The sequence below is a fragment of the Bradyrhizobium sp. RDM12 genome (genome assembly GCF_051917485.1).
Classification (GTDB): domain Bacteria; phylum Pseudomonadota; class Alphaproteobacteria; order Rhizobiales; family Xanthobacteraceae; genus Bradyrhizobium.
Map to the genome: position 1 here is coordinate 7,413,146 of NZ_CM133064.1, position 25,970 is coordinate 7,439,115.

Annotated in this window: 19 protein-coding genes and 3 pseudogenes; 3 read left to right on the forward strand and 19 right to left on the reverse strand. The window is 58.6% G+C overall.

Features of this window, described 5'->3' with window-relative positions; translation table 11 throughout:
- Positions 1 to 927: 927 nt before the first annotated feature.
- From ACTGJ9_RS36125 to ACTGJ9_RS36195, 15 genes and pseudogenes are all read right to left on the reverse strand, one after another.
- Positions 928 to 1,860: pseudogene (locus tag ACTGJ9_RS36125) on the reverse strand (IS256 family transposase); the annotation flags it as partial.
- A gap of 90 nt (positions 1,861 to 1,950) precedes the next feature.
- The gene (tnpC, locus tag ACTGJ9_RS36130) at positions 1,951 to 3,624 is read right to left on the reverse strand and encodes an IS66 family transposase (protein WP_456674922.1); all 1,674 of its coding nucleotides are present in this window, start codon (positions 3,622 to 3,624) and stop codon (positions 1,951 to 1,953) included.
- A gap of 47 nt (positions 3,625 to 3,671) precedes the next feature.
- Entirely contained in the window at positions 3,672 to 3,998 is a 327-nt protein-coding gene (gene tnpB, locus ACTGJ9_RS36135; protein WP_456678738.1) for an IS66 family insertion sequence element accessory protein TnpB, read from the reverse strand.
- A gap of 17 nt (positions 3,999 to 4,015) precedes the next feature.
- Positions 4,016 to 4,417: an IS66-like element accessory protein TnpA gene (tnpA, locus tag ACTGJ9_RS36140; protein ID WP_456674923.1), complete on the reverse strand. Its 402-nt coding sequence runs from the start codon at positions 4,415 to 4,417 to the stop codon at positions 4,016 to 4,018.
- A 67-nt stretch (positions 4,418 to 4,484) separates the two neighbouring features.
- Entirely contained in the window at positions 4,485 to 6,074 is a 1,590-nt protein-coding gene (gene tnpC, locus ACTGJ9_RS36145) for an IS66 family transposase (RefSeq protein ID WP_456674891.1), read from the reverse strand.
- 69 nt (positions 6,075 to 6,143) lie between these two features.
- Positions 6,144 to 6,497 carry an IS66 family insertion sequence element accessory protein TnpB gene (gene tnpB, locus ACTGJ9_RS36150; protein WP_456673989.1) on the reverse strand — a complete coding sequence of 118 codons (354 nt, stop codon included), beginning with the start codon at positions 6,495 to 6,497 and terminating at the stop codon, positions 6,144 to 6,146.
- A complete protein-coding gene (gene tnpA, locus ACTGJ9_RS36155) occupies positions 6,494 to 6,916 on the reverse strand; it encodes an IS66-like element accessory protein TnpA (protein WP_456674893.1) in 423 nt (140 codons plus the stop codon). The genes tnpB (ACTGJ9_RS36150) and tnpA (ACTGJ9_RS36155) overlap by 4 nt, the downstream gene beginning before the upstream one ends.
- A 79-nt stretch (positions 6,917 to 6,995) precedes the next feature.
- Positions 6,996 to 7,361, reverse strand: a pseudogene (locus ACTGJ9_RS36160) (transposase); the annotation flags it as partial.
- Positions 7,362 to 7,461: 100 nt separating this feature from the next.
- A complete protein-coding gene (locus ACTGJ9_RS36165) occupies positions 7,462 to 8,742 on the reverse strand; it encodes a hypothetical protein (protein WP_456674924.1) in 1,281 nt (426 codons plus the stop codon).
- A gap of 37 nt (positions 8,743 to 8,779) precedes the next feature.
- Complete coding sequence (locus ACTGJ9_RS36170; protein ID WP_456674925.1) at positions 8,780 to 9,856, reverse strand: Ig-like domain-containing protein; 1,077 nt, start codon at positions 9,854 to 9,856, stop codon at positions 8,780 to 8,782.
- Positions 9,838 to 10,884, reverse strand: a complete 1,047-nt coding sequence (locus ACTGJ9_RS36175) for a hypothetical protein (protein ID WP_456674926.1) — start codon at positions 10,882 to 10,884, stop codon at positions 9,838 to 9,840. The genes ACTGJ9_RS36170 and ACTGJ9_RS36175 overlap by 19 nt, the downstream gene beginning before the upstream one ends.
- Positions 10,885 to 11,642: 758 nt before the next feature.
- The gene (locus tag ACTGJ9_RS36180) at positions 11,643 to 11,786 is read right to left on the reverse strand and encodes a transposase (RefSeq protein WP_456674927.1); all 144 of its coding nucleotides are present in this window, start codon (positions 11,784 to 11,786) and stop codon (positions 11,643 to 11,645) included.
- Between the two features lie 1,627 nt (positions 11,787 to 13,413).
- A complete protein-coding gene (locus tag ACTGJ9_RS36185; protein ID WP_456674928.1) occupies positions 13,414 to 14,325 on the reverse strand; it encodes an acyltransferase family protein in 912 nt (303 codons plus the stop codon).
- Between the two features lie 1,437 nt (positions 14,326 to 15,762).
- Entirely contained in the window at positions 15,763 to 17,172 is a 1,410-nt protein-coding gene (gene ltrA / locus ACTGJ9_RS36190; protein WP_456674929.1) for a group II intron reverse transcriptase/maturase, read from the reverse strand.
- Between the two features lie 458 nt (positions 17,173 to 17,630).
- A pseudogene (locus ACTGJ9_RS36195) lies at positions 17,631 to 17,819 on the reverse strand (transposase); the annotation flags it as partial.
- Positions 17,820 to 18,422: 603 nt separating this feature from the next.
- On the opposite strand from ACTGJ9_RS36195, the gene ACTGJ9_RS36200 reads away from it, so the two are divergent.
- Together ACTGJ9_RS36200 and ACTGJ9_RS36205 are read left to right on the forward strand one after the other, a co-directional pair.
- The gene (locus tag ACTGJ9_RS36200; protein WP_456674930.1) at positions 18,423 to 19,427 is read left to right on the forward strand and encodes a glycosyltransferase family 4 protein; all 1,005 of its coding nucleotides are present in this window, start codon (positions 18,423 to 18,425) and stop codon (positions 19,425 to 19,427) included.
- On the forward strand, positions 19,427 to 20,230 hold the full coding sequence (locus ACTGJ9_RS36205) for a WecB/TagA/CpsF family glycosyltransferase (protein WP_456674931.1): 804 nt from the start codon (positions 19,427 to 19,429) through the stop codon (positions 20,228 to 20,230). The genes ACTGJ9_RS36200 and ACTGJ9_RS36205 overlap by 1 nt, the downstream gene beginning before the upstream one ends.
- 34 nt (positions 20,231 to 20,264) lie before the next feature.
- Here the strand turns inward: ACTGJ9_RS36205 and ACTGJ9_RS36210 are convergent, their stop codons facing one another.
- Positions 20,265 to 21,041, reverse strand: a complete 777-nt coding sequence (locus ACTGJ9_RS36210; RefSeq protein WP_456674932.1) for a hypothetical protein — start codon at positions 21,039 to 21,041, stop codon at positions 20,265 to 20,267.
- Between the two features lie 165 nt (positions 21,042 to 21,206).
- Here ACTGJ9_RS36210 and ACTGJ9_RS36215 point away from each other — a divergent pair, with 165 nt between their 5' ends.
- Positions 21,207 to 22,376: a glycosyltransferase gene (locus tag ACTGJ9_RS36215; RefSeq protein WP_456674933.1), complete on the forward strand. Its 1,170-nt coding sequence runs from the start codon at positions 21,207 to 21,209 to the stop codon at positions 22,374 to 22,376.
- Here the strand turns inward: ACTGJ9_RS36215 and ACTGJ9_RS36220 are convergent.
- The 3 genes from ACTGJ9_RS36220 to ACTGJ9_RS36230 all read right to left on the reverse strand — a co-directional run bounded on the left by ACTGJ9_RS36220 (position 22,373) and on the right by ACTGJ9_RS36230 (position 25,965).
- On the reverse strand, positions 22,373 to 23,395 hold the full coding sequence (locus tag ACTGJ9_RS36220; RefSeq protein ID WP_456674934.1) for a glycosyltransferase family 2 protein: 1,023 nt from the start codon (positions 23,393 to 23,395) through the stop codon (positions 22,373 to 22,375). The two genes, ACTGJ9_RS36215 and ACTGJ9_RS36220, sit on opposite strands and share 4 nt — an antisense overlap.
- A 31-nt stretch (positions 23,396 to 23,426) precedes the next feature.
- Positions 23,427 to 24,383 carry a hypothetical protein gene (locus ACTGJ9_RS36225; RefSeq protein ID WP_456674935.1) on the reverse strand — a complete coding sequence of 319 codons (957 nt, stop codon included), beginning with the start codon at positions 24,381 to 24,383 and terminating at the stop codon, positions 23,427 to 23,429.
- Positions 24,384 to 24,765: 382 nt separating this feature from the next.
- The gene (locus ACTGJ9_RS36230) at positions 24,766 to 25,965 is read right to left on the reverse strand and encodes an IS91 family transposase (RefSeq protein WP_456673553.1); all 1,200 of its coding nucleotides are present in this window, start codon (positions 25,963 to 25,965) and stop codon (positions 24,766 to 24,768) included.
- Between the last annotated feature and the right edge of the window lie 5 nt (positions 25,966 to 25,970).

The window sequence follows — 25,970 nt, forward strand, 5'->3', positions numbered from 1 at the left end:
AGCGTCCAATCGAACGGCGTTCCGTCTCGGACTTGATTGACACCAAGATAGGATAGCTCGCGAAGTATCGACTTAGTGTTAGTCCAGTTTGCAGCACCAGAGTCGACGTGGGTCGCAACGCCGATTGAATGTAGAAAATCGAACGCACTGCCGGCTTGAATACTAGGCATAACACGGATTCCGATGACCTGACCGGCGGCTCTATTGAAGAACGTGGTTAATATTGGTTAATAGGCCGTCAACGTTCCGAAATCAATTGCAAGGGCGATGGATCACTATTAGCGATCAGGCGCCCTCGCATCGATCCAATAGGTGGGGTTTCACCGCCTTGTAATAAGGCGGCCACAACAACGACTGCTTTCATCGTTCGTCCAGCCAGCATTCTGTGACCACCCGCAGAGGTCTAATATTGCCAAACTAAACGGCTGAATGCGGGGTAAAAAACTTGCTATATACCTAGACTTTGTGCAGCGATATGCTTCAAAGTTGTTCAGAGTATTTCCAAGTTGTGGTCTTTCCATGAGGCAATCGCTGGTCCTCGCCCTGATCCTGGTGAGCCTGACAGTATCGGGATGCTGCAATATTGGCGGATGTCCAGCATCAAGTTTCGCCACGGGAACGGAAGACAATCCAGACGGGCTTATTTCGACTGAAACAACCGAGATCCAATCGGTTGCACCTCCCGTTTCAACCGCCGTGTCTCAAGAGAAACATAACTCGATGTCGTCACGAAAGCGCTCGGCCAAGATCGAACCCTATTCGTGGAACTGGCTAGCACAGGAAAATGCAAGAAAGCGTGCAGAATCAGCGCGAATTTCGCGCCTGCTTACAATTTGCCAAGATTGCAGGTCCGACGCTTCCAGCAGATAGCTGTTAGCACCCGATCACCTCGAGCTATCGCCAAATCTTGGTGACGGCCGGGGCCGGTCAGGCGGCTTCGGTTGTGGGCTGACGGTCGGTCGGCTTTGCGATGACCTCGATCCCGTTGTTGAATGTCACACCGAGAACGAGTTTTGGCAACTGGTTGTGGCCATCGAGACGACGCCAATTTTTCTGGGCGCCCTCGACCAGTTTGAAGACCATCGCGAGCGCGGTCTTGTTGGATAGACAGCCCTTCGATCGGATCGTGCGGTGGCGCACGGTGGCGAAGGTGCTTTCGATGGGGTTGGTCGTGCGCAGGTGTTTCCAATGCTCGGCCGGGAAGTCGTAGAAAGCCAGCAGCGTGTCTCGATCTTTGCGCAGGCAGTCGGCCGCCTTCTCGTATTTCAGCGTGTAGCTCTCGATGAAGGCGTCGAACGCCAGCTCGGCTGTGGCCTTGGTTTCGGCCATCCAGATCTCCTGCAGCGCGCGTTTGGCTTTCGGGTGCTGGCTCTTCGGCAGCTTGGCAAGTACGTTGGCGGTCTTGTGCACCCGGCAGCGCTGCTCGCGCGTTTTCGGCCAGACCTCACCGGCGGCCTTCCAGAACCCGAGTGCGCCATCGGCGATGACGAGCCGCGGGGAAGCATCGAGCCCGCGCCGCTTCAGATCGAGCAGCAGATCGCGCCAGTCGTGCGCGCTCTCGCGGGCGCCATCGGTGAAGCCGACCAGTTCCTTGCGGCCTTCCGGCGTCGCGCCGATCAGCACCAGGATGCACTGCTTTTCGTCCTCGAGGCGGGCTTCGAGATGGATGCCGTCGGCCCAGATGTAGACGTAGCGTTTCGCCGACAGATCGCGCTTCTGCCACGCGGCGTGCTCGTCGAACCAGCCGTCCTTCAGGCGGCCGATGGCGGATGCCGACAACCCGGCAGCATCCTTGCCGAGCAGCGCCGCCAGCGCCTCGGAGAAATCGCCGGTCGAGATACCCTTCAGATAAAGGTAAGCGCTTAGCCGCAACGTACGCATACGACGAAGGCCGCCTGGTTGGCGCATGCGCGCGAACACAGCGAGAGCTATGATGGCGTTTGGTGAAGGTCAGGCAGCCTGCTGATCGGCGGCCTTGTCGACCTGACGCAGGAGCTTCCATTCCCAGGGCAGCAGCTCGTGCAGACGCGATGCGGGATGATCGGCGATACGGGCCAAGACGTCGGCGAGCCAAGCCTTTGGATCGACGTCGTTGAGGCGGCAGGTCGTGATCATCGTCAGCATGATGGCGGCACGGTCGGCACCACGCTCGCTACCGGCGAAGGTCCAGTTCCGCCTTCCCAATGCGATGCCTCTCAGGGCGCGCTCAGCGCAATTATTGGTCAAGCAGATCCTGCCATCGTCGAGGAAGCCGGCGAAGCCGTCCCAGCGCCTGAGCATGTAATTCATGGGCTTCAGAACCTCGGCAGAGCGCGAGAGGGTTTCGCGCTCGCGGAGCAACCAGGAATGCATGTCGTCGAGAAGCGGCTTGCTCTTCTCCTGGCGCACGGCGCGCCGCTCGTCGCCGCTAAGGCCATTGACGGCGCGCTCGATCTCGAACAGAGCGTCGAGGCGCCTGACCGCCTCCAGCGCGATCGGGGAGACCGGTTTGCCCTTCTTGCCTTCCCGAGCATTTTTCTCGATATCAGCCAGCTCGAAGAAGCCCCGCCGCGCATGGGCCAGGCAAAATGCCGGTGTAATCGGCAGCGCCTTCTTCTGCGGGTCGAACAGCGGCTCGAAGCCGCTATAGCAATCGGCCTGCAGGATGCCGGCGAAGGCGGCCAGATGTCTCTGCGGATGCTCGCCTCGTCGGTCGCTTGAGGCGTAATAGACCGCCGCAGGCGGCGCAGGCCCGGCGAACGGCCGGTCATCCCGCACATATGTCCAGATCCGGCCAGTCCTGCACTTGCCCTTCGCCAGGATACGGATGGTGGTGTCATCGCCATGAAGGCGTTCGGCGGCGAGCACATGGCGTTCGATCAAGTGGAACAGCGGCATGACGGCGAAGGTCCCGTGGCCGACCTGGTCGGCCAGCGTCGATAACGACAGCTCGATCCCCTCGCACTTGAAGCGCGCGCTCTGGCGATTGAGCGGGATATGCATGCCGAACTTGTCGAACAGGATGGTCGCCAGCAATTGTGGGCCGATGAAGCCGCGCGGCGTGGCATGGAACGGCGCCGGTGGCTGGCTGATCTTCTCGCAATCGCGGCAGGTGAACTTCTCGCGCACCGTCTCAATGACCTTGAAGCGGCGCGGGATCTCCTCCAGCGTCTTGGTCACATCTTCGCCGACCTTCGCCAGCCGCGATCCACCACAGCAGGCACAGGTCGTTGGTGCCTCGATGACGACGCGCTCGTGTTCGATATCGTCCGGCCACGGCTTGCGCACCGGTCGCTTGCGCACGAAGGGACGGACGTTCTGCGTCTTCGCCGCTGCGGCCTGTGCGGCAAGCTCATCCTCGCTCGCTGTGGTGACGAGTTCTTCGAGTTCCAACTCCAACTGCTCAAGCAGGCGTGCCGAGCGCTCGGATCGTTGCCCGTGCAGTTCGCGTTTGAGCTTCTCGATCCGCAGCTCGAGATGCGCGATCAGCGCCTCGGTATCCGACAGTTTCGCCTGCGCATTCGCGGCTTGCGCCTGCCAGTTGGCGGCCTTCGCCTCGGCTTTCTGTCGCGCCTCACGTTCGGCCTGCAGCGCCGCCAGGGCACTGACAAGGTCCGATGGAAGATCGTCCGGCTTCGATATCATGAAGCCATTGAATCAGATCGAGCCGCAGATTCAAACCGTAAAAACGGTTATCCCACTCGCGTCGGACGCTGGGTTTCTTGAGGGTTGCGCCAGTCGATCCCGGACAGCAGATAGGAGAGCTGCGCCGGCGAGATCATCACCGGTTCACCGGCTACCGATGGCCAGATGAACCTTCCTCTCTCGAGCCTTTTTGTAAAAAGGCATGCTCCCTGGCCATCGTGCCAAATCACCTTCAAAAGATCGCCGCGTTTGCCCCTGAAGCAGAAAAGACCACCGCCCATAGCATCGTGCTTGAGCACTTCCTGCACGCGCAGAGCCAGGCTCGGAAAGCCACACCGCATGTCCGTATGGCCCGTCGCCAGCCACACTCGCACGCCCGTCGGGAGCGGGATCAACGTAGTGTCTCCAGCCCTCGCATGATCCGTAGCAAAACCGCGACATCGACGTTGTGGTCCACGATCACGCGTCGGCCATTCGCGGTCACGATCTCCAAAGTGCCCGTCATCGCCGGCGCGGTCGCAGGCGTCGTCGACTGGATCTCCGGCACAATCTGGGCTGGCACAAATCCATCGGCCTGACTGCCGCCAAGCTGTCCTTCGCGATAGGCCTTACGCCATGAAAACAGAAGCTGTTTCGCAACCCCATGGTGCCGTGCTGTCGCCGACACCATCCGTGGCGCCGAAAAACTTTCCTCGACAATTCGGAGTTTCTCCGCTTCCGACCAGCGCCGACGCCGACCAGTCTCCACAATCTCAAGGCGGCTCACTTGGCGACTATCAGTAAGGATATCCATACTGACAGTCAGCTACAGGTCGGAAAAACCCGCAAGACGGCCGTCCTCGGACGAATACGCCGCAACCCTATTGAGGCTGGCTTGACGTTTTGCGGAATCGCCACGGCATAAGGTCTTCGATGCGGCTATGGGGATGGCCGTCGATGATCGTCTCGAGTGTTTCGGCGATGTAGGCGGCCGGGTTGATGTCGTTGAGCTTGCAGGTGGCGACGATCGACGCGAGCAGGGCCCAATTTTCCGCGCCGACCTCATGACCGGCGAAGAGCGCGTTTTTTCTGGTCAGGCAGACTGGCCGGATGGCGTTCTCGACCGGGTTCGTGTCAAGCTCGAGGCGCCCGTCTTCGAGGAAGCGGGTCAGCCCTTGCCAGTGATTGAGCGCGTAGCGGATGTCCTCGGCGAGCGTCGAACCACTGGAGATCATCGACAGCTGTTTCTCGAACCATGGCTTTAGCGCGGCGACGATTGGCAGCGAGTGCTCCTTGCGCGCGGCCAGCCGGATGTCCGGCGATGAACCGCGTACCATGGCTTCGATGGCGTAAAGCTGTGCGATGTGCCGAACCGCAGCCTCGGCGATCGGCGATTTGCTGTTGCGGGCCAATTTGACGAAGCGCCGCCGCAAATGGCTCCAGCAATGCACAAGCGTCCACGGCCCCTGCGGTCGAGCGACTTCGGTCAGCCGGTCATAACCGTCATAGGCATCGCATTGCAGGAAGCGTCCGTTAAAGCCATGCAGGAACTGCTCCGCGAAGGCGCCGCTGCGACCGGGGGCATATCGGAACAGCACGATCGGAGGACTTGGGCCGCTGTGGCCGCGGTCGTCGGAGACGATCGCCCAGAAGTAGCCTTTCTTCGTTTGGCCACGCCCGGGATCGAGCACCGGTGCCGTGGTTTCGTCCATGAACAGACGATCTGCCCTCTCCAGATGGCGACGCATGTGGTCCGCTACGGGTTGGAGATGGAAGCAGGCGCGGCCGGACCAGTTGCCCAGTGTCGCCCGATCAAGCCGGATCCCCTGCCGAGCATAGATCTCGGCCTGACGGTAAAACGGCGTATGGTCGCCGAACTTGGAGACGATCACGTGCGCAATGGCCGCTTCGGTCGGCAGCCCACCAGGCACGACGTGCTCCGGCGCGTGGGCCTGCACGACAGGGCCCGAGCAGCGGCGACAGATGTATTTCGGGCGGCGCGTGACCAGCACGCGCCATTGCGCCGGGATCACGTCGAGGCGTTTGCTGACGTCCTCGCCGATCTTTGTCATGGCGCCGCAACCGCACGGACAGAGCGTGCTCGCAGGCTCGATGATCCGTTCCACCCGAGGCAAATGGGCAGGCAAGCAGCCGCGATTGCGATGAGAACCTTGATCCGGCGCGCTCCGCGATCGGCCCTGGATCACAGCCTCGGCTCTCTCCTGAGCCGCGTCCAGGATGCCTTGCGCGATCTCCACGTCTTCCAGCGGCAAGTGATACTGATCTGGCCGTAGCTTCTCGGACTTCGCGCCGAACTTCTCGCGTCTCAATTCCCCGAGAATGACCTCCAGCCGACGTCGCGCTTCCTCCGATGCCGCCAATGCCCCCTGATGCTCGCTCAAGGCTGCCTGCGTTTGCGCCAAAAGCGCCTTCAGGCGTTCGTTTTCGTTGCGCAGCGCCGCAATGCTCATGCGCTATTTCGAGCACGTCGCCACCGCGCCTGCCACGTTCAAAATAGCTCCCGAGTCAATCTGCCGCAGTTATCCAGCCGCCTGGGGACGCCGCGCTTCTTTCGGGCGGACTAACCTCCAATCCAGCCCTTCGAACAGGGCTGCGAACATCGCTGGCGATATGCGCATCACGCCGTCTGCGATCGTTGGCCAAACGAACTTGCAGCCTTCGAGGCGCTTATGAACTAACACCAGGCCCGTTCGATCCCAGACCAAAATCTTGATCCGGTCCGCTCGTTTCGATCGGAACACGAAGGCTGCGCCGCTGAACGGGTCGAGGCCAAGCATCTCCTGCACCTTCGCCGCAAGTCCATCGTGGCCACAGCGGAAGTCGATCGGCCGCGTCGCGATGTAAATCTTCAGATCGGCACCGGCCGCGATCATCGTGACGCTCGCACTGCGCGGATCACCCGGGACAGCTGCTCGCCATCTATTGCTGTGTCCGTCCGCAGCACGACATCGCCGATCGCGATCTCAAGCTTGATCGCCGGAACGTGACCCTCCTCCAACGCGCTTTCCACGACCAGCGGCGCGAATGTCGACTGCGACGCCTCGCACGGCGCCAACAGGCCTCGCTGTCGAAAGCGTCGTCGCCAATCGTAAATCTGCCAGCGCGTCGCCCCGTGCTTGCGCGCCACCTCGGAGACCTGGGCACCGGGTAGCAGACTCTCGGCGACGATCCGAGCTCTCTCAGCCTCCGAACGCACGCGGCGTCCCGACGGTCCTTCAAGGACCTCCAGCCGGCTCACCGGCCCTACCGATGAGCCGTCCAAATGGACGTCCTTTTTGCTGTCCAATCCCATCCCAAACCTCCGTCCAGAGCCGGAGGCTTCTTCGCACGTTCATTCGAATTCTGAAGCAAGGGTATCGGCTTCGCGCTTACAGATAAAGGATCGGCAGCAGCGTCTCGATCGACTTCGACCGGCGCATGTAGGGCGGCAGGATCGACGGTGAGAACCGGATGCGGCCGGGATCGCCGGCGGCGGCCGTGCGGTCGCGCACACGCGGCTGGTGAACGGTGACCGGACCGATACCGGTCATCACCTCGCGTTCCGGCAGGTGACCGTGGCGGACGACGCGCTGCTGACCGTCCTGGGTCTTTAAATCGGCATGCTTGTCGAGGAAGTCCGCGACCTCGGCCTCGACCGCCTTGGCAAGCAGCGCACGGGCTCCATTGCGTAAGATTTCGGTGAGTTGATCGTCGAAGAATCCTGGCTGAATCAGTCTGGTGACGTTATCGTTGGGCACGGCATATCGCTCCTTTGGTGGAGAAGTGGAGGCGTCAAGCACCCCCACGATATGCCGCCTTCCCGATTCCCGCCGTCACCAACTTTCGGCGATAACTCGATCACCTCAGGAAGAAGTGGTGCATGTCCGGGATGTGGGCGTATTGAGCGATGCTGGCCTGGTCCGGCAGGACGTGGTGATCATCGACCGTCGGCTGACGGCCAGCGAACGGGTTTGATGCGTTATTCGCGTGGAAGTCACCTGACCCGATCGTGTAGCTGTCGTGTTGGACGAGCGCTGTCGTAGTCGGCATGGCCGCCGGCGCAGGAGCAAATTTGAAGCCGCTCATCGGCGGATCGATGACGAGTGTGCCGCCGGCGCCGTCGCTAGTGAGATTGAACGTCGAGTGGGTGTAGTCCCCCGCCAGCGCGAGATGGGAGCTGTGGTTCTGCGCATCGGTGACGGTTAGCACGCCCCCTGAGGTATCACCGGAGAACGAGACCTTCGTCCCGGTCCCATATGCGATGTCCCTGAGATCGAGGATGTCCGAGCTGTTCGGATTGCCATCGCCCGACAGTCCGTAGATTTTCCCTGTGAACTGCGCCGACTTGTCGAGGATCAGCGCGCCGGTCACCGCCTTGAACGTGATCGAGCCGGAGACGGCCCCCGTAAGCTCGAGAGACGCTCCGGCCGCGATGGTCGCAGCCTGGCTCATATTGCCCAGATTCAGGGCGAGCTTGCCGGTGACGTCGATAACGGTCGAGGCGGTATTGATCACGCCGTCGCCGTTGAGATCTTGATGGAACAACGTTTCCATCGCCTTGAACGCAGCACTGCTTCCCGACACGTTGCTGAGCAGATCGCTGGCCCAGTTGCCGTTCTTGTCGACACCCCAGACCGTGTACAGACCAGTCGAGCTGTTCTTCCAGGCAACGTCGTACCCGGTCGCCGTCGTCTCGACACCAAGCGGATTCCAAGCGCCGAACTGCCCGGCCACGAACACGTTGCCACCGTACTTCAGCAGCAACCCCGCGCCACCCGACGCCGGGGTAAGGAGATAGTTGCTGCCGGCCTGCGACAGGCTGGTGTCGCCGATGGCCTCGATCATCTTGGTCGCGGTGCCACCGGACTGCGCCACGGGAGCTCCGATGGTGCCGTCACCATTGAGGTCCTGGTTAAGAAGGCTTTCGATCGACTGAAGCGCGGTGCTGCTTCCGGAGACGTTGCTCAGAAGGTTACCGGTGAATTTGCCGCTCTTGTCGACGCTCCAGACCGTATACAGACCGGTGGAGGTGTTCTTCCAGGCGACATCATAGCCGGTTGAGGTCGCCTCGACACCGAGCGGAACCCAGGCCCCGAACTGTCCAGCGACGAACACGTTGTCACCGTACTTCAGCAGCAATCCCGCATCGCCTGACGCCGGATTGAGAAGATAGTTGCTACCAACCTGAACCAGGCTGGTGTCGCCGATAGAACTCGATCGTCTTGGTGATGGTGGTGCCAGCAGACTGCGCTACGGGAGCCCCGATGGAGTCGTTACCATTGAGATCCTGTTGCAAGAGGTTCTCGATCGACTGAAGCGCGGTGCTGCTTCCGGAGACACTGCTGAGCAGGTCGCTGGCAAAGTTGCCGCTCTTGTCGACGCTCCAGACCGTATACAGACCGGTCGAGGTGTTCTTCCAGGCGACATCATAGCCGGTTGCGGTCGCCTCGACACCGAGCGGCACCCAGGCCCCGAACTGTCCCGCGACGAACACGTTGCCACCGTACTTCAACACGAGGTCCGTACCGAAGCTGGACAAATAGTAGTTCTTGCCGACTTGCACCAGGCTTACCGACCCGACCGATTCGATCACCGTTCCAATGACTGGATCAAAAACATTCGAGAGCTGGCTGACGTTACCGGCAGCGTCTGTGGCCGCCGCCACGAAATTGTGCACCCCGGCGGCCAGCGAGATGGTCTGCACGTTCCAGTTACCCTGAGCATCCGCGACGCCGGAGCCGAGCAGCGTCGCGCCTTCGTACACCACGATCTTGCTACCTGCCTCCGCTGTGCCTACGACAACCATCGTGTTGCTGGATCCACGAGTGTCTGAAACGATCTTTGGCGCGATCGGCGCGACCGTATCGATTGTCACCGCCAACGCACCTGAAGCCGCGCTCACATTGCCGACCGCGTTCACCGCCTTGGTGGAGAACGAATGCGCACCATCAGCCAGAACGCTGGTCGCAAACGACCACGCGCCATTCGCATCGGCGACAGCCGTCCCAATCAGCTTTGCACCGTCAAATACCTCAACCGTGTTGCCAGCCTCCGCGGTTCCGGACAGAGTGATTTGGTCCACATTCATTAAACCATTGTCGGTCGATAACGGGGCCAGTGACGGGATCGTCGGGGTTGCGCCAAAATACTTCGCCCATGCCGCCGCTTCTTGAGGCTTGCCATCAGACGCATTCGAGAATTCGTAACTCCCACCACCGTTCGAGTCCCAAATGCTTACAACGCTAATGGGCACCCCGATTGCTTGAGTGTTTGCGACAGCCATTGCACGAAGGTGGGATTGTCTGATAGGCCCGCGCCTTGCGAATTTCCAGCGCCGGCCTCTCCGATCGCCAAAGGCTTGCCTGTCGATTTGGCCAAATCAATAAGTTGCTGAAGCGTGGTCGCATGACCCACACTTCCGTCAAGAGAGTATTGAGTTGAAGCTGGATTGCTATAGTAGTGAAAGAGATTAACGGGATCTGAGGCCCATTGTGCAACGCTGCTATCGTAGACCGGATTAGACGAATTCAGCACCTGCCCGCTCTTATCCCAATCATAGAGGTGTGACGTCGAGCCGTACGGATATACATCGCCGTAGACGTCTGCACCAATTAGATCGACATATTGACTCCCAGGATATGCAGTTTGAATAACGTTACCTGCGGCGCTGTAGTTCTGAACATTTGCGTTCCACATGACTTGGACGTTAGTGCCATTCACCTGCCCCGCTGCGTGCAGCACATCGGAGATGTGTTGAAATGCCTTAACCCAATCCGCCTGCGTAGCGGCGTTGTCGCCGACATATGACGGCATCGAACTAACGTTCATCTCCCAGCCCGGCCGCCAAACTTGCGTTTTGAAGCCGTCGTCCGCCCATGCCTTAACCATGCCTTGCAGAATGGAATCATATGCACCTGAAGCGAAAGCTTGATAGAATTGATCAGCTGATCCTGATCCTGGCGCCGTCGAACTCATTGGTAGTGCGATGACCGGCGTAACATTTGCAAGTCCCGACGTTGCAGCAAAGGACGCGGCGTTCCATTTGGCTTGATCAATCCAGTGCGAGAGCGGATCGTTCTGGTTAACAAACTGATCGAGATATTGTGGTGTAGCACCCATCAACGACGAGAACGCCGCAAGGTTGGATTCGAATGACGCCTGCTCGCTAGAGCTAGCGTTATTGGGGTTCCCGACATAAACGCCTAGAGCAAATGGTGTCGCTGCAGAATTCGTGGGCATAACGCATGGCTCTCGGTTTGCTTGATGAGAGAGCTTTGCCATTGGTCTTGCCCCCTCTCTCGGAAATTACGATGAGAGCGCCCAAACGAAAATTCCGTTAAGAGCTCGGGCAAAACCACAGAAGCCGCCGCAGGCATACATCCGCATTTAGCGACCAACCCGCCGAGTTTTGTTGCACCAACGAAGAGCCAGATATCAATCTGAGAGGAACCTCAGCCTAGTCGTACATCTCCCCCGTCACATTTGCGTTCGGCCGACATTGATCGTTCCCTTCTTGTTTAGGTTATGCGGAAAGTGCTTCGATGTCTCGATCATCAATCGTTTGGTTAACAAGAACTCAATATCGCGAATGAGATATGAAGGATATCCGCAATTGCCCGTTTTCCGACGCAAAATTCAGCGACTTGTCCACCCGTGGCTCCAGAACGATAGATTGAATTAGTCGCGAATGAGCCGTTCGTGTAAGCATCCGTGGGCTACAGGCACGCAGTCGTCACGCAGCGTGATTAGCTAGTGAGCTCACCGAATACGCCGCCTGCGCAGCTATCGTTGATTGCGACGTCCGGTCCATGGCAGCAGCTCGTCGAGCCGACGAGCTGCTGGACGGCAATACGGGCAAGGATACTTGTGAGCCAGCCTACGGATCCACGGCGTTCATCTTGGCCGTGGAGCTGTACATGGAAGCCTGTGCTCTACCGCATTCGGAGCCGCAAAAGAAGCGTATCCATGCGTAGTAGGCCGCAGGATTACCGCCTGAGTAGTCCAGGATTCTCTCAACGGAACTTGATGGGCTCGATCAGTTAGTCGATGCCGAAGTCGGTGAACGCCGGAACCCCGTGGCGGCGAGCGACGCCGCAGACCGTCTCGCCAGACTGCAAGGTCTGTTCGACAAGGTGAACCTTCTCGACGTAACCATATCGTCGCCCACGCTCGGCGCCACACATCGGCCTGCATTCGCCAGTGACCTTAAAGCTAGATTTGAGGTCAAAGCTTCGGGCCGCCTCTCAAACTAAACAAGGCGGCCGACGCCGGGGAGAAACGCAGAGCCAGGATTTTCGCCCGACAGCTACCTGCCTTAATGCTCAACGGCGTTGTTTCGCGAGACAGACGCGGGCCGTCTTCCAGGATGAAGCTCGGCCACCGCTTCAACATGTATTTGAAGCCGCCGCATAGCCGTGCCCACTGGACAGCTCGGCGAATTGCACTCGCTTGTAGACCTGAAGTTTCCCGACCAGAGGCCGGATGAGCATTTGCCGAATCTGAACGCGTTGCTCGGCACGCCTGCGAGTAATGCAGCGCTCGATCTCGAACATCAATCCGTTGCACAAACTGGAGCGTAGTTCGAGAAAAAGGAGTTCATTTTTGCCGAAGGCCTTACGACGGGCATTTCTCTTCGATATCGACCATCGCAAAGAACGTGCGTCGCGTTCATAGGCATTCGCTTGCAGGGGTCCGGCATAGCCGCCACATGCGCCTGGGGACGTTCGCCCCTTGCGGTCTCACGAAAGTAATAGAACATCGCGGCTGGGGGCCGGTGCCGCCAAACGGCCGTCGTTCCGGAAGAATTTTAACCAGATCGCACAGCGGTCGCAGAAAGTATAGAGATCACCAGCACGCGGGTCACGAACTCTCCTCACTGCGACGTTCAGACTGTGCATCTTGCGCCGTCTTCCTTGTAACCGATGGCGATCCAAACCTCGAAGTTCTTGAATCGGAAGCGGCATCGTCTCAAAAGCCGCCACGGCGCTTCTGTGTCCACGCCACGGTCAACGCAGACCTCGGCAGCCGCCAACCTTGATCTCGACGTCTCGCCGCCTTCGCGCACTCTCTGGCCGGCGATGGGCCTTCCGCGCGACCAAGGTTGATGCTGAAGCTGGTGTCGAAGTTTTCTCTGCGGTAGTAGCCCGCTATCCCGCGCAGCCATCCCTCGCGCACCAACCAGTAGCTCTGGAGAACCCATTGCGCCGCGCCATGACCGACACCAGCCGGAAACGATCATAGCTCAGAGCAACGATCCGCGACTCGTCTAATCTCCAACGGCGTCGAGCTCAGTGAGAATAACGCCAATGGAGCCTATGGAAAAGCAAATGGTTAGCCACACGCCAATGTCTTCTTTCTCCGTGCTTAGCGTGCAAGGCAGCCCTCGCCGGTCGAAGACTCTTATGGGAGCATTTTTGTCAAGAATGTTTCGTACCATTATTATCGGCAGTCCCAAGAGCGGTCTTCTGCTTGAATCCAACAAGCAAAAGCAGCAGCCCAAGAACTGTATCGAGACAATCCAAATGGATTAAGGCCTCGGAGATTTAGATGCAACTTGCCCCCCCCCCGTCAGTCAGCTTGAACACGAATGGACGTATGAAGCGCGAGACATGCCGGTGATGCCGCTCGAAAGCAAAGTACATGGCGATAGAAGCCAAATGCGCAAGCGCGATGCTCCCACCATAGGATAGGTAAGTACTCGCGCTATGCTCCCTGACTAAAATGAGCACAGTATTATGAACGAGATAGAGGCTGTAGGAATAAGAAGCGAGCGCAAAAGCAGCTCGATGAAAGCCCGCTGGAAGCTTCGTCTCAGAAAGCAAAAAAGGTTGTGCCGAACAGGATGCACGCAATAAAAACAGCCGTCTGCAAATCATGGGGATCGAACGGTACCTTGGCGACTTTGCCAACGAGAGCAACACTCCCAAACGAAGCTAAAACCAGGCCCACCTTTGCGGCGCCACCGCAATATTTCTCGAGCGAAAGCCATAGCAAAGCAAACAGCGCGCCGACCATCCAGATGAGCGTCAGACACTTACCTCCTCCCGCGAAAGAGTTCCAGACGATGACCGGCAAGCACAAGGTCAATGCGATTAAGACAAACGGAGCTCTGAGCTTTTCTCTTCCCAACAAGCTGAAAGCAAATAGACCGGCGCCGACATAGATCCAGAACTCAATAGGTATCGTCCAGAATGGTTCAGCAGTATTGTAAGAGCGGATATAGAAATCCGCAACAAACCAGCGATTCGAGAGGGCTTGAAAAATCGGATAGTCATTCAGGAAAAGGGCATTTCCCAACAGCGCGTAAAGCCCGCGATTAATTCCGTACTGCCCCCAATTTCCGCTCACCAACCATACGTTGAGCAACGCAACGACAACCAGTATTGGCAGATAGGGAGTTGCAATTCGGGCAAAACGATCTGACAAGAAGACAGACAGCCGGGCTTGTCGCGAGTTCAGATGGTTTCTGATCGAGATCGTGATCAAAAAGCCACTTAAGAGAAAGAAGATGCTTACACCCAAAGCACCGGACAACCGGAAAACATGGATGTCGAATATCTCCTCGGCGTGAGAGATCACAACGACGGACGCTGCCAGGCCACGACAAAAATCTAGAAACGAAGATGCGCTTGGCTCGACGTTCTTTTTTATAGAACCGCCGCTCGCACCCGAGACTGGTGATTGAACGACACTTTTTTGTATATGCACATCGGAGTCGGTCAAGCGTCTACGGCGCCTCATCGGTATCACGGGAAACGTTGAACTGCGCGGGATGTACTTCGCGCGGGAGTGAAAACAACGTTACAATGTGCGGCCAATCCCGGCAAGCGGACGATTGCGGACCACCCGATTGACATCGCCACCAACGATGCTCACCCGTTCACTATCATGTGCAAGGCCAATCCACGACAGTACCACGCATTTGATGCCTGATGGCGAACCGGAATTCCAGTAGCTCAACCAATAGGATTTGTCGATATATCAGGAGCCCCACCGATTGATTGCCACAAGAAGGTCGACGATAGCGCGATAAATCAGCCAAACGCGGCGCGGTCGCCTAACCTCCAAACATCAGACGGATCAATAATTATTAGGGTGGTGACTTCCCGACGAAAATCGAAAGGCTTAACACGACGAAGGTCATCAGCCCGCCCAACGCCACCGGCGAAATTTGTGAAAGAACCAATATAGTTGGACCGTGGGGGAGGCCAAGGTTGCGCGTATCACTCCCGCAATATCGGTTCGGTTCGACAACTATCTCATCGGTGTGAAGTTCGGCGTCATCATCTATTTCGGGGCGTCCCGTGCCCATTCGCCAGGCCGAAGTCGGAGCCGCTAAGACCATGATCGAACGACCGGGGACGCTTCGGTCTCAAGCCGGAGCGTTCGGTTAGAGCGAACGAGGGCAAGACACTCCTAAGCTGGAGTGCGATGTTTGCCCACTCAATTGGCAATGCTGGTCAGAGGAACTATCGCGCAATATCGCGCGCGACATTCATGAGCAGGCCCATAAACTGCCGTTTACGGTGAGGCGCATCCCGAAACTCAGTCGGCTTCGGCTGGTTGGTCAAGGCTCAGGGCACGAGGTCCCAGCCCGCTATCGCTGCCCAAGACGTTCACTCTTCGACGGAAGATCTCGACTGCTCAAGAAGGCGGCAATCTCTATCGAATAAGCAAAGAGAACTGGAACGGGCAAAAGCGGGACTAGAGAAGGCTTCCATTTGAAAATTGCGGCGCACTGCGTGCATCTACCACCTTGAGAAGAGCTTGCCATGGAGCGCCGCTCGGCACCCAGGCGCATTTGCGGCTGGCAGCATTTTTCCTACAAGCTAATCCACAGGCTAGTGAGCTGTAGGGAGGTAAATCTGAAGTTGCCGAGAGAGCTAATGAAATGCCGCCGAAGGCGCTCTGCCGCGTGGCAGTACGTATCACATCAGCCCACTGTTCCTCCGGTATCACAATAGCGGGTCTCATTTGGTGAAGGCATCTACATGGCTGCGGTTTGCAGATCAATTTCGCGCTTTGGCGGGCTTGATCGCCTGCGCAGCAATAAGGCTCAATCAGGGATCGTGGTCGAGTAGCTCAGCCATTTGGCTTTCGCCCTCACAGATCCGGGCAGGCGGCTTTCCCGCACCCGGCTCTTCCCGAGGGTAACCCGCGTCATATCCGCGCCTGCGCCCAAGTGCGAGTGATGCGTGGAACGGGCAGACGGAAGCGTGCCGTCAGGGTCTCGAACTCCGACCAGCCCATGCGCCGACTTTTCTGACTGCGCCGTCTCAGACAGCGCAGCCAAGTCCGACGCACTTCGCGATAGAAGCCGTTGAGCGCTGGATAATTGTGCGGCCTGCCGTAGTAGCCGTAGTGTCCACGCAGCACTGCGGCGAACCACTCGTGCTGGGTGGCCAGTGACTCGTGCATGAGCCGCCAGGCCTCCTGGCGCAACGCCGTCAGCTTGCGCGTCAGGCGTTTCCCTTCCGTCTTGTGCTTCACGATGAACCGGCCGTCCCGAGTCCGCCCGCAATAGTGGGTGAAGCCGAGGAAGGCGAAGGTCTCGGGTCGCCGCTCGCCGCGCCGCTGACGCGAGAGGGCCGCAAATCGACCGAACTCGATCAGCCGCGTCTTGCCCTCATGAAGCATCAGGCCAAAGCTGGCCAGCCGCGCCTTGAGGGCCAAGAGCATCTCCTGCGCATCCGCCTTGCTCTCGAAGCCCATGACGAAGTCGTCCGCATAGCGCACGGCCACAACGCGACCGCGTGCGCGGTGACGGCGCCATTGGTGGACCCAGAGGTCAAGGACGTAGTGCAGAAAGATGTTGGCGAGGAGCGGACTGATGCCCGCCCCCTGCGGGGTACCCCTGTCCGTTTCTTGCTTCTCGCCGCTCTCAAGAACGCCGGCCCGCAGCCACAGCTCTATGAGCCGCAAGATGCGAGGATCGGCGATCCTGTGCGCCACCATCCGCAGCAGCCACTCGTGGTCGACCGAGTCGAAGAAGTTGCGTATGTCGGCATCGAGCACCCAGTTGACGCGCTGGCTCATGATCGCCGTGTGCAAGGCGTCAAGCGCCATATGAGGATTCCGCCCCGGCCGGAAGCCGTAGGAGAACCCGAGGAAGTCGGCCTCATAGACGGCGCTCAGCACCTCGGCGACTGCGCTTTGGACAATCTTGTCCTCTAGCGCCGGCACACCGAGAGGCCGCTTACCGCCATCGGCTTTGGGGATGTAGACTCGCCGTACCGGCTGTGGCCGGTAGCGACCCGTATGGACGCGTCGGCAGAGCTCGCGGAGGTTATCCGTGAGCCTCTCTTCGTACTTCGCCACCGTTACCCCATTGACCCCCGCGCTGGCCTGCCGCTTTTGTCGTCGAAACGCCCGAAGCAGAGCGTCCTCGTCGACGTGATGCAGCAAGGCTGTGAACCGGGTTTGGGCAGCCTGCTTGGCCGCCGCGTTCACCCGTTCGAGGTTCGGCGGCAAGGCAACCCGGCTCTGTGTCCGGACCCTGGCCTTCTCGCGCGGGCTCCCCTCGGGCTGGCCCCTTCCCTCCATGCGTCTCGTTTCCTTCGACGACTTCACAGGTACTATGAACCAGTCCGACTCCCGACCTCAGCTCGGACCGCGGCTCCGGCACTGCCTTGCCGCTGCCCCCCGTTGGAGACCAATCCAACGGACCCGGTCGGGCCTCTCATGTTCCGATGATTACCTTCCATACGTGATCCGGCCATCGACCCCGACGGAGTGGCATCGTCTCGCATAACGACGATGCTCATGCTGCCTTCGTGTTTAGGGAACACACTCGGCCTCCGCGAACATCCACCTTTCGAGGCTCATTCCCGCACCCCGCATGGCTCCTGTCTACACTTCGAACCCCGCGTTGCCGCGACGCCCGCAAGACTCGGTCCCGGCCTGCCTGCTTCGGCTTTGGCCGGATGGGACTTGCACCCACAAGCAGTCATCAGCTTGGCATGACGTACTCCCGTGGCGTGGTGTAGCTGGCGGTGGATCACCGCGTTCGCCGGCGAGCGCCGGGCTGGTCAGCTGGTGATAGCCGTGAGGCTGACACTCGGATCATCGCTCAACGGCGCGATTGTTTCCAGTGTCATGTAACGGGCGCGCTGGACGGCCCATTCATCGTTCTGTTCGAGCAGGATCGCGCCGATGAGGCGAACGATGGCGTCCTCATTGGGGAAGATGCCGACCACCTCGGTCCGCCGCTTGATCTCCTCGGTTGCGTTGGCGTGTCGCAACCCGATCCTACCGGAGAACTGCCGGTGACCACCGCAAAGCCGCCCGCCCGCTACGGCGCTATTTGAGGGCGCGCGTCCGGGCGGCTTTGCTCTACCGAGCTACACCACCACCGGGGACACGACCTCAATGAGTCGTTGACTGCTCCTCAGCTGAAACAGCACCCGTAGCGCCCGCATTTGGCGGCCCCCGCATGAGAATGGCCGTTCATCGCGGCTCTGAGATTGGCGCGATCCTGGCGCAAAGTACACCGCAGGGGCTGGAGGGACGCAGTCTCAAAGTGTTGAGGTGCCAGGTAACCGACAAACTTTTGGGAGTTACAAGAGGTCTTGGAGCGGAAATTTGAGAAATCTGATCCGAATCGGTTAGCTCAAGAATCCGTCTATAGCCCCTCGCGCAAAGGAAGCATCTGGTGTAAGTATAGTATGTTTGGAACGATCACATCTGCTCTAAGATTCAGTCGCTTACGCCCCCTTTAGTGCTTTTTTCGGTTTTGAGGTTCCATGAATATATTGGTGTTAGGCGGCAGCCCTTCGCACCGTGGTGGCGTGGAAGCATTTTGCAGGAGAGCCACGGAAGCCGTGAACGAGACAACCGGCCATCACGCCAAATGGCTCTCGACCGAAAGCGCTTATTTGAGACCCCGGCGTCTTCCTTTGTTCTTTCGCGCCGTTTTGCAATTCTATCAGACTCGACGGGAGCCTTACGACGTCGTCTGGCTGCAGTACGTCAACATCGCAGATCTCCTCTTCCTCCCCGTGGCTCGCATGATGGGAAAGAAGATCATCGTAACACCTCACCTTGGCCCGAACTGGACCTCCACCCGAAACAGGTTTCTAAGGTCTCTGAGCTCGCAGCTTCTCAAGTTATGTGATCGTGTTGCCTACCTTTCCGAAACACAGCTGACCGAACTCACAATCCTTAAATCAATACCGAAATCCCGAATTCGCACGCTGCTTCCACGTGCTTTGTTGCAGCCGCGTCAGCCCGCGCTCAAGTCGGGGGGGCATACGGATCGGATCCGGCTGATACACGCCAGCAGGCTATCGCACGCGAAGGGTACGTTTCGCTTTGTCGACGTTTGCAAAATTTTGGCGGAGAACGGAGTCAGCTTTGACGCTGAGATAATCGGCCCCTGCGATCCCGAAACCAAGAACACCCTCATTCAGCGTATCGACGACGAGAAGCTTTCTCCGCTCATTAGCGTGGTGGATGCACTCCCGGAAGACAAGCTGGCCGACCGCCTGGGTACGGCCGACTTTCTCGTTCATCTCTCTCAGCTGGACTCTTTCCCACTTATCGTTCTCGAGTCGCTGGCCGCCGGCGCCTTCCCGATTTGCATCGATCTACCGGGGGCTTCCGCTATGACGCGGGAATATTGCGGGGCCGTCGTCTCGGCGGAGCGCGCTACCGAAAGCACCGCAGCGTTGATCCTTAAGTCGGACGTTGCAGACATCCGGCAAGCCACGAAAGAAACCAGGAAAAAAGTCCAAAGCGACTATAGTTGGAACACTTGCGTCGCATGTCTTGAGGACTGCGTGAACTCTCTGAAGTACGAGAACCGTCGCACCCCAGAGACAGTCTGATGCGTCATCATAGATCCGGCAGCATTGTAAGCATTGGCGACATCAAGGTTCTCGCAACTACGGCGCGCGAGTTCGTAGATCGCTTCGACTCGTCCGTCTTGGCTGGGGCATCGATGAAAGTAGCGTTTTTGAATGCCAACCTGGCCAACATTGCACGATCAGATTCCGGTCTGACCAAGCAACTGGACGACTTCGTCGTACTAAACGATGGCATAGGTATAAGCATCGCAAGCACGATCTTGCACCGCGCCCTGTTCCCGGAGAACATGAACGGCACGGATTTCATCCCCGCGCTTCTCACGCAGACAAGGCACTCGCTTCGGATCTTCCTGCTCGGCGCGAAGGAGCACACGGTGGCCAAAGCTGCCGAGGTGGTGACCTCGTGCTGGCCCCGCCATCAGGTCGTCGGATTTCATCAGGGATATTTCGACGAGCACGACTGTGGCGACATTGCAGCGATGATCGCGAATGTTCGGCCCGACCTGCTGTTGGTTGCGCTAGGCAATCCCAAGCAGGAAGTTTGGACTGCCAATTACGTCCCAAGGGTATGCAATCACGCGTTCGCAGTCGGAGCTCTATTCGACTTCATGTCGGGCGAAATTCCGAGAGCGTCGCGTTTCGTGCGCAGCCTGCACCTCGAATGGCTATTCAGGATGTGGAACGAGCCCGGGCGCCTGTCGCGGCGCTACCTGATCGGAGTACCGAGTTACATTCTTCACATCCTTTTTTTCTGGCTCAATCAAAAAAAGACACTTGCGTCGTCCTTACGGGAGGCAAGAACACCATCAGTAACGGCGGAGTGATCGAAACTTCGATTTTGAATGTTTCCCGTACCGATCATTTGTATTCGACACGTATGGACTCGACGAACATTGATCCTGAGCCCTGTGCCGGCTCAACTCCGAGCGAGTGACCATTATAGTATTCGTTGCCAGTCAATATCTTTTGCGACACCAGATAGGAATACATCGCTTTCAAATCGATTGACGCCTCATATAGATCCTTGCCGTCAGCAGGCACGAAGAGAATATCCGGCGGCGAAGTCTTTCTATCGACTGCGACATTCCATGCGACACCATTCGATTCAAACCGACCAATTGGCGTAGATCTCCGAAAATACTTCATCGAGTATTGTGGCACATGGACGAACACCTCGACCTCGAAGAGATGAGTGTCGCCCCCATGCGGCGTTGCAGCCAAAAACCAGTCATAGATGATATCGTAGCCATTCTCGGTACCGCTGTGCTGAAGCTTGTGCGAAGCGGTGAGCACGGCGATTTCTTTGAGCCGGCGCGGAGGCACAGGGGCCTTTGGCACTGTATTGAAATAATCGCCAAAGCCCGCGACCTGAAGAAACCCCAGAACGTTCTTCGGCTCCCGGACGGGCCAATCCCATTTTAGGTGCGTGCCGTTTGGGAACTGCGCCGGGTCTACCTCGAAGCTCTGGGAAAAATCAACGCCGGCAGCGAACTTGCCGCGGTTGTAGGGATCCATGAAAGCGGTGTAAGGCCCGCGCGTGAACAACTCATGATCGCCATAACGCGTCTTTACCCCTGCATCGGAGGTGACGCTTTCTGCCGCAAATATCCGGTAATCCAGCAGCACCAACACCAAGGCGACCGCTCGCGTCGCGTGCCTTCCCCACAAGCCGCTCACGGCTGATTTTGTCCGCATACGAACATCCCCTCGAATTTGGATTGGCGCCGAGAATAGCTTACACCTCGACGGGCTGGTCCTATATAACTGGACTAAGCTTCGCTCACCCCCAGCAGACAACGCATGAACATAGCACTCATCGATCCGTCCTTGTTTACGTGGCCTTACGACTTTCAGCTAGCGGAAGCTTTGCATCAAGCAGGGCATGCTGTTCGCATCTTCGGCAGGAAACCAGATGCGGCAGAGACAGAAGAGCATCGGCGATTCTTGGTCCAGCATTTCTACAAGGGCCTCGAGCCAGGCCGCCTCAAGCGACTTCCCCGCAGAGTTGGTCTAGGGCTTAAGGGATTGAGTCACATAGGATCAATGTTTCAATTGCTGCGGCATTTGGCCCGAGAGCGACCTGACGTCATTCACTTTCAATGGACCCCGCTTGCGTCCATCGACAGCCGCTTCATTCCGCAATTCAGGCGAATAGCGCCAACAATCCTGACCGCCCATGATTCCAAACCCTACAACGACAATCCACGCTCGCGCCTGCAAAGGCTTGGCGCGACGGAAATCTTCAGGCGGTTCGACCATGTCATCGTACACACCAAGGCCGCACGCCAGAGGATGATCGACTATGGCATCAACACCAACCGGGTTTCCATTGTGCCGCACGGGCTCCTCCTGGAGCCATTCCGCGAGGACACAAAGGACGCCCGTCAGGATCGCCGCGTAGAAATCCTACTGTTCGGCCAGATCAAGCCCTACAAGGGCGCGGACGTCCTCATCCGTGCGATCGGAGAGCTGCCGGAACCGGCAAAACAACGTTGCCGGGTAAGAATCGTCGGCCGGCCGGAGATGAACATGCAGCCCCTGCTCGATCTGGTCAATCAGCTGGGCCTTCGAGACATCATCGAGTTTGATCTGCGCTTTGTACCCGATTCAGAGCTTCCCAAGCTAATGACGGACGCTGATATTCACGTATTTCCGTATCGAGAAATCGATGCTTCCGGTGTTCTTATGTTGGGATTGGCGGCAGGCCGACCCGTGGTTGCTTCGCGCATAGGGCTATTCGAAGAGCTGCTCGGCGACCTCAAACTCAACAAGCTAATTGAGCCAAATTCGCCGGCGGCATTGGCTTCGGCACTCGCGCCGTTGATTGCGGACGATACTTACCGATCCGGGGCCGCGCGAGAAATCATCCAGATGCGCGGCTCCATCTCGAATTGGGGCGAGATCGCAACCAGAACTATCTCAGTTTACGACAAGGCCAGTAATAATTACACTCGCCAAGCGGGCCATTAGCTCTGCAGGGCTAACGGATCAGCGCTTCCCGTCCAAGCTCGCTCCCGCACCGACATGAGTCCCCAGAAGAAGCCCATCGCCCACGACGTATGCATGACGAACGCAGCAGGAGCCGCCAGAAGACCACACTTCGACCGGTTTTCTATCGAGACATACGCCGAGTAAACTGCGAGTGCCGCTAAATAGACCAAGGGCCACGCGAGGAATCGCACATCCCCTACTGCGCCAACTGCCAACACAGAAGCCAACATAGCAACGACGTGTGCCGGCACCAGGAACTGGCGTAGCCGCAGGGATGCAGGATGCTTTCTTACAGTTCGAGAACGGCCCCGTCCGTAGTAGAAATATTGCTTCCAAAGCGAGGCTAAGCTGCTTCTTGGCTGATACTCGATCCGAATATTCGCATCCAAGTATATTCTGCCGCCGACGTGCCGAAGCCTGCAATCAAATTCAGCGTCCTCGTTGTGACTGAACGTCTCGTCGTAGCCGCCCACTTTCCGGAACGCGTCCATGTTCATCGCAGCATGATGACCGTGGTCTACAAACTCGCTTTTCCGTCCTGCGCGATGTGCCGATCCACCTGTTCCTACTTTGGAATTGGACACCCATGCAATGGCTTTTTGCAGGCAGCTTCCACCGACCGTATCCATCGGCACCACCACCGCGTCCGCATTGGTCCGAGCCATCGACGAAGCAAGGTCGCGAACGTAGTTGTCGGGATACCCAGAGTGCGCATCACACCGGATCAGGATGTCGGCGGCATGACCGAACTCCCTGACGGCGAGGTTGATCCCGCAGCTCTGAAGGCGTTTTGGATTGTGAATGAGGTGGATCCGACTATCTTCAGCGCTCATCCGGCGGACGATATTCGTGGTTCCGTCCGTGCTTCCCCCATCAGCGACAACTACTTGAACCTGGCCTCCTGGCAGGTCTTTTAGGAGATGATAGAGCAGTTGAGAGATGTGAGCAGATTCATTGAGGGTTGGGATGACAACTAGAATTTTTTGGTGCGAGTGCATACCGTGAGCTCTTGTTTCTCGGAACTGAAGTCTAGACGCCGCGTCGGTCATAGAGATGATCAGCTCGCCGTACGTAGTCGTGCGTGCCGTAGTCGGACTCATAATACTGCGCTTGATCGCGTGAGCCAGCATCGTGAGCTTGTTCGAACTCGCGATCCTTGCTCTGAATTCGAGAGAAAATCAGCGCACTCGCGATGCCTCCCAGCACGCCGAAGATCACAGCAAGAACGAACACTAGCCAGTAGTTCGGAAAGACCGGGCGAAACGGCACGCTTGCACTCTGGAGGACCTTCACAGAAGAGAACTTTGCAGCACTGGACTCCGCGGCAATCTGCTCCTCAACCATGCGACGCGAATAAAGATCAGAATTCGCGGCAGCTTGAGTGACCGCGCGCTTAAGCGTCGCGAAATCTCTCTCATTGATAGAGAGGCGGTTTAGATCCTCCGTTATCTTTGATATCTCCGTCGTCTGTTGCTTTTGAAGACTCTCCGCGCCGGCGAGGTCAGAGTTGATCTTGAAAAGCTCGACCATGGAGTCCTGGTAGACCTTGACAAGCAGGAGCGGGGGATCACCTGTGCGCTCCTCGACGCTCTTCGACTGTGGCGATGCCGGAGCGGTTCGATCGCCCCCACTAAGACTGTCCACCAGAGAAGACACGTAAGGCGATCTGGCTACCGGAGCCAGGCTGCGAAGCGTATTGGCGAGCGCCTGCCGTTGCGCGGTCTTTTCCGAAATCGATGACCGAGTATGGGCTACCGCCAGTGAAAGATCGTTCAACCGCTTCAAAAGCAGCTCACGCTGATCGTCCGCAGAATAAGTCTGCGTGGTTCTGGCAAACTGCTCGAAGCGCTCCGAAGCCATCTTGAAATCGTCCTCGAAGCGCTCCTTTTGACGCAAGAAGAACTCGGCGGCTCCCGGCCTGCTGAAGATATCAATCTGTCGATCAACGAACGACTGAGCAATCGCGTTGGCGAGCTGTGCAGCCACATCTGCGTCGCGATGTCTGACGGCGATCCGGATAATGTCCGAGTTTGTGAAGGTTTTCGGATGCCGGCCCCATGACGGTGTTGCCGCGCACACGAGGGCCGGCGTCCGAAAGCCTCAAGGGAGGAAACCGCGGGTGAGGCATGTGGGTGGCGCGGCGTGGGCTATGGGGATTTGCGTGCCGCGGATGATGTGTTTGATTGGAATTGAGCCGGTTCGGCGAGCTGGCCGAGGGCGGAGCAGCTCATGAATGAGGGGCCTGCCGCGTTGAACGGGGTGGATTGGCGGACGATTTGCGGCGGCTGGCGGATATCTGGGCGCGCTCTGCCATGGCCGGTCGAGAGGCAGCGCGCGCGATAAGCCGTTTTGCGGGATTGTGACGCGGTCATGAGGTGTCGATCCTGATGCGGTTCGTTGGAGCTGTTGGCCGATGTCGTGGCGTAGCACCGCGCTCGAAGACCTCGATGACGACCATGCGACCGCCGCAGCATGGGCAGCTCGGCTTGGTTTGATCGGCGGCGGCAGTGATGGGCTGACCTTCAGAATTTGCAGCGGCGAGCAGCTCACGCGCGCGAGCGATGTTATCGGCGCGGGTGCCACTGGCGAGCAGGCCGTAGTGACGGATGCGGTGGAAGCCTTGCGGCAGGACGTGGATGAGGAAGCGGCGGATGAACTCGCTGCTTGAGAGTGTCATGAGCTTCTGGCGGTCGCGACCCTCGGCGCGATAGTCCTTCCATCGGAAGGTGACGCCGGTGCGGTCGCAGGCGATCAGCCGGCTGTTTGCGATGGCGACGCGGTGGGTATAGCGCGATAGATAGGCCAGCACAGCCTGTGGCCCGCCGAACGGGCGCTTGGCATAGACCACCCATTCGGCTCGGCGCAGCGGCGCCAGATAGGCTGCGAACGCCTGCGGGTCGGCGAGAGCAGCATGGTTGCCGAAGAATTGGAGGCGGCCGGCGTTGTGGGCGGCGATCAGCTTCTCCAGCAACAACCGGCGGAACAGGCGCGAGAGCACGCGCACGGGGAGGAAGAAGCCCACCCGGCACGCCACCCAACGCTCGCCGTCGAGCGAGATGCCGCCGCCCGGCACGATCATGTGGACGTGCGGGTGATGGGTCATGGCCGAGCCCCAGGTATGGAGAACCGAGGTGACGCCGATGCGGGCGCCGAGGTGTTTTGGGTCGGCCGCGATCGTGGTCAAGGTCTCGGCCGAGGCTTTGAACAGCAGGTCGTAGATGGCGGCCTTGTTGTGATAGGCGATGTCGGCGATCGACGCCGGGAGCGTGAACACCACGTGATAGTACGGCACCGGCAACAGCTCCGCCTCGCGGTCGGTGAGCCAGTCCTTCGCGGCGGCGCCCTGGCACTTTGGGCAATGGCGGTTGCGACAGGAGTTGTAGGCGATGGTGGTATAGGCGCAGTCCGCACAGCGCGCGACATGGCCGCCGAGAGCGGCCGTGCGGCAGCGCTCGATTGCTGACATCACCTTCAATTGCTGGAGGCCGACATGACCGGCATGGGCTTTGCGCCATGCCGGGCCATGGTCGCGGAAGATATCCGCAACCTCCAAGGCCGGGCGCGACATGCGCG

Bases quoted from the DNA above. Each gene is read 5' to 3' on its own strand.
- tnpC (WP_456674922.1), bottom strand. From the start codon at position 3,624: ATGATATCGAAGCCGGACGATCTTCCATCGGACCTTGTCAGTGCCCTG.
- tnpA (WP_456674923.1), bottom strand. From the start codon at position 4,417: ATGGATATCCTTACTGATAGTCGCCAAGTGAGCCGCCTTGAGATTGTG.
- tnpC (WP_456674891.1), bottom strand. From the start codon at position 6,074: ATGAGCATTGCGGCGCTGCGCAACGAAAACGAACGCCTGAAGGCGCTT.
- tnpB (WP_456673989.1), bottom strand. From the start codon at position 6,497: ATGATCGCGGCCGGTGCCGATCTGAAGATTTACATCGCGACGCGGCCG.
- tnpA (WP_456674893.1), bottom strand. From the start codon at position 6,916: ATGGGATTGGACAGCAAAAAGGACGTCCATTTGGACGGCTCATCGGTA.
- ACTGJ9_RS36175 (WP_456674926.1), bottom strand. From the start codon at position 10,884: ATGGCAAAGCTCTCTCATCAAGCAAACCGAGAGCCATGCGTTATGCCC.
- ACTGJ9_RS36180 (WP_456674927.1), bottom strand. From the start codon at position 11,786: ATGTGTGGCGCCGAGCGTGGGCGACGATATGGTTACGTCGAGAAGGTT.
- ACTGJ9_RS36205 (WP_456674931.1), top strand. From the start codon at position 19,427: ATGCGTCATCATAGATCCGGCAGCATTGTAAGCATTGGCGACATCAAG.
- ACTGJ9_RS36215 (WP_456674933.1), top strand. From the start codon at position 21,207: ATGAACATAGCACTCATCGATCCGTCCTTGTTTACGTGGCCTTACGAC.
- ACTGJ9_RS36220 (WP_456674934.1), bottom strand. From the start codon at position 23,395: ATGCACTCGCACCAAAAAATTCTAGTTGTCATCCCAACCCTCAATGAA.
- ACTGJ9_RS36230 (WP_456673553.1), bottom strand. From the start codon at position 25,965: ATGTCGCGCCCGGCCTTGGAGGTTGCGGATATCTTCCGCGACCATGGC.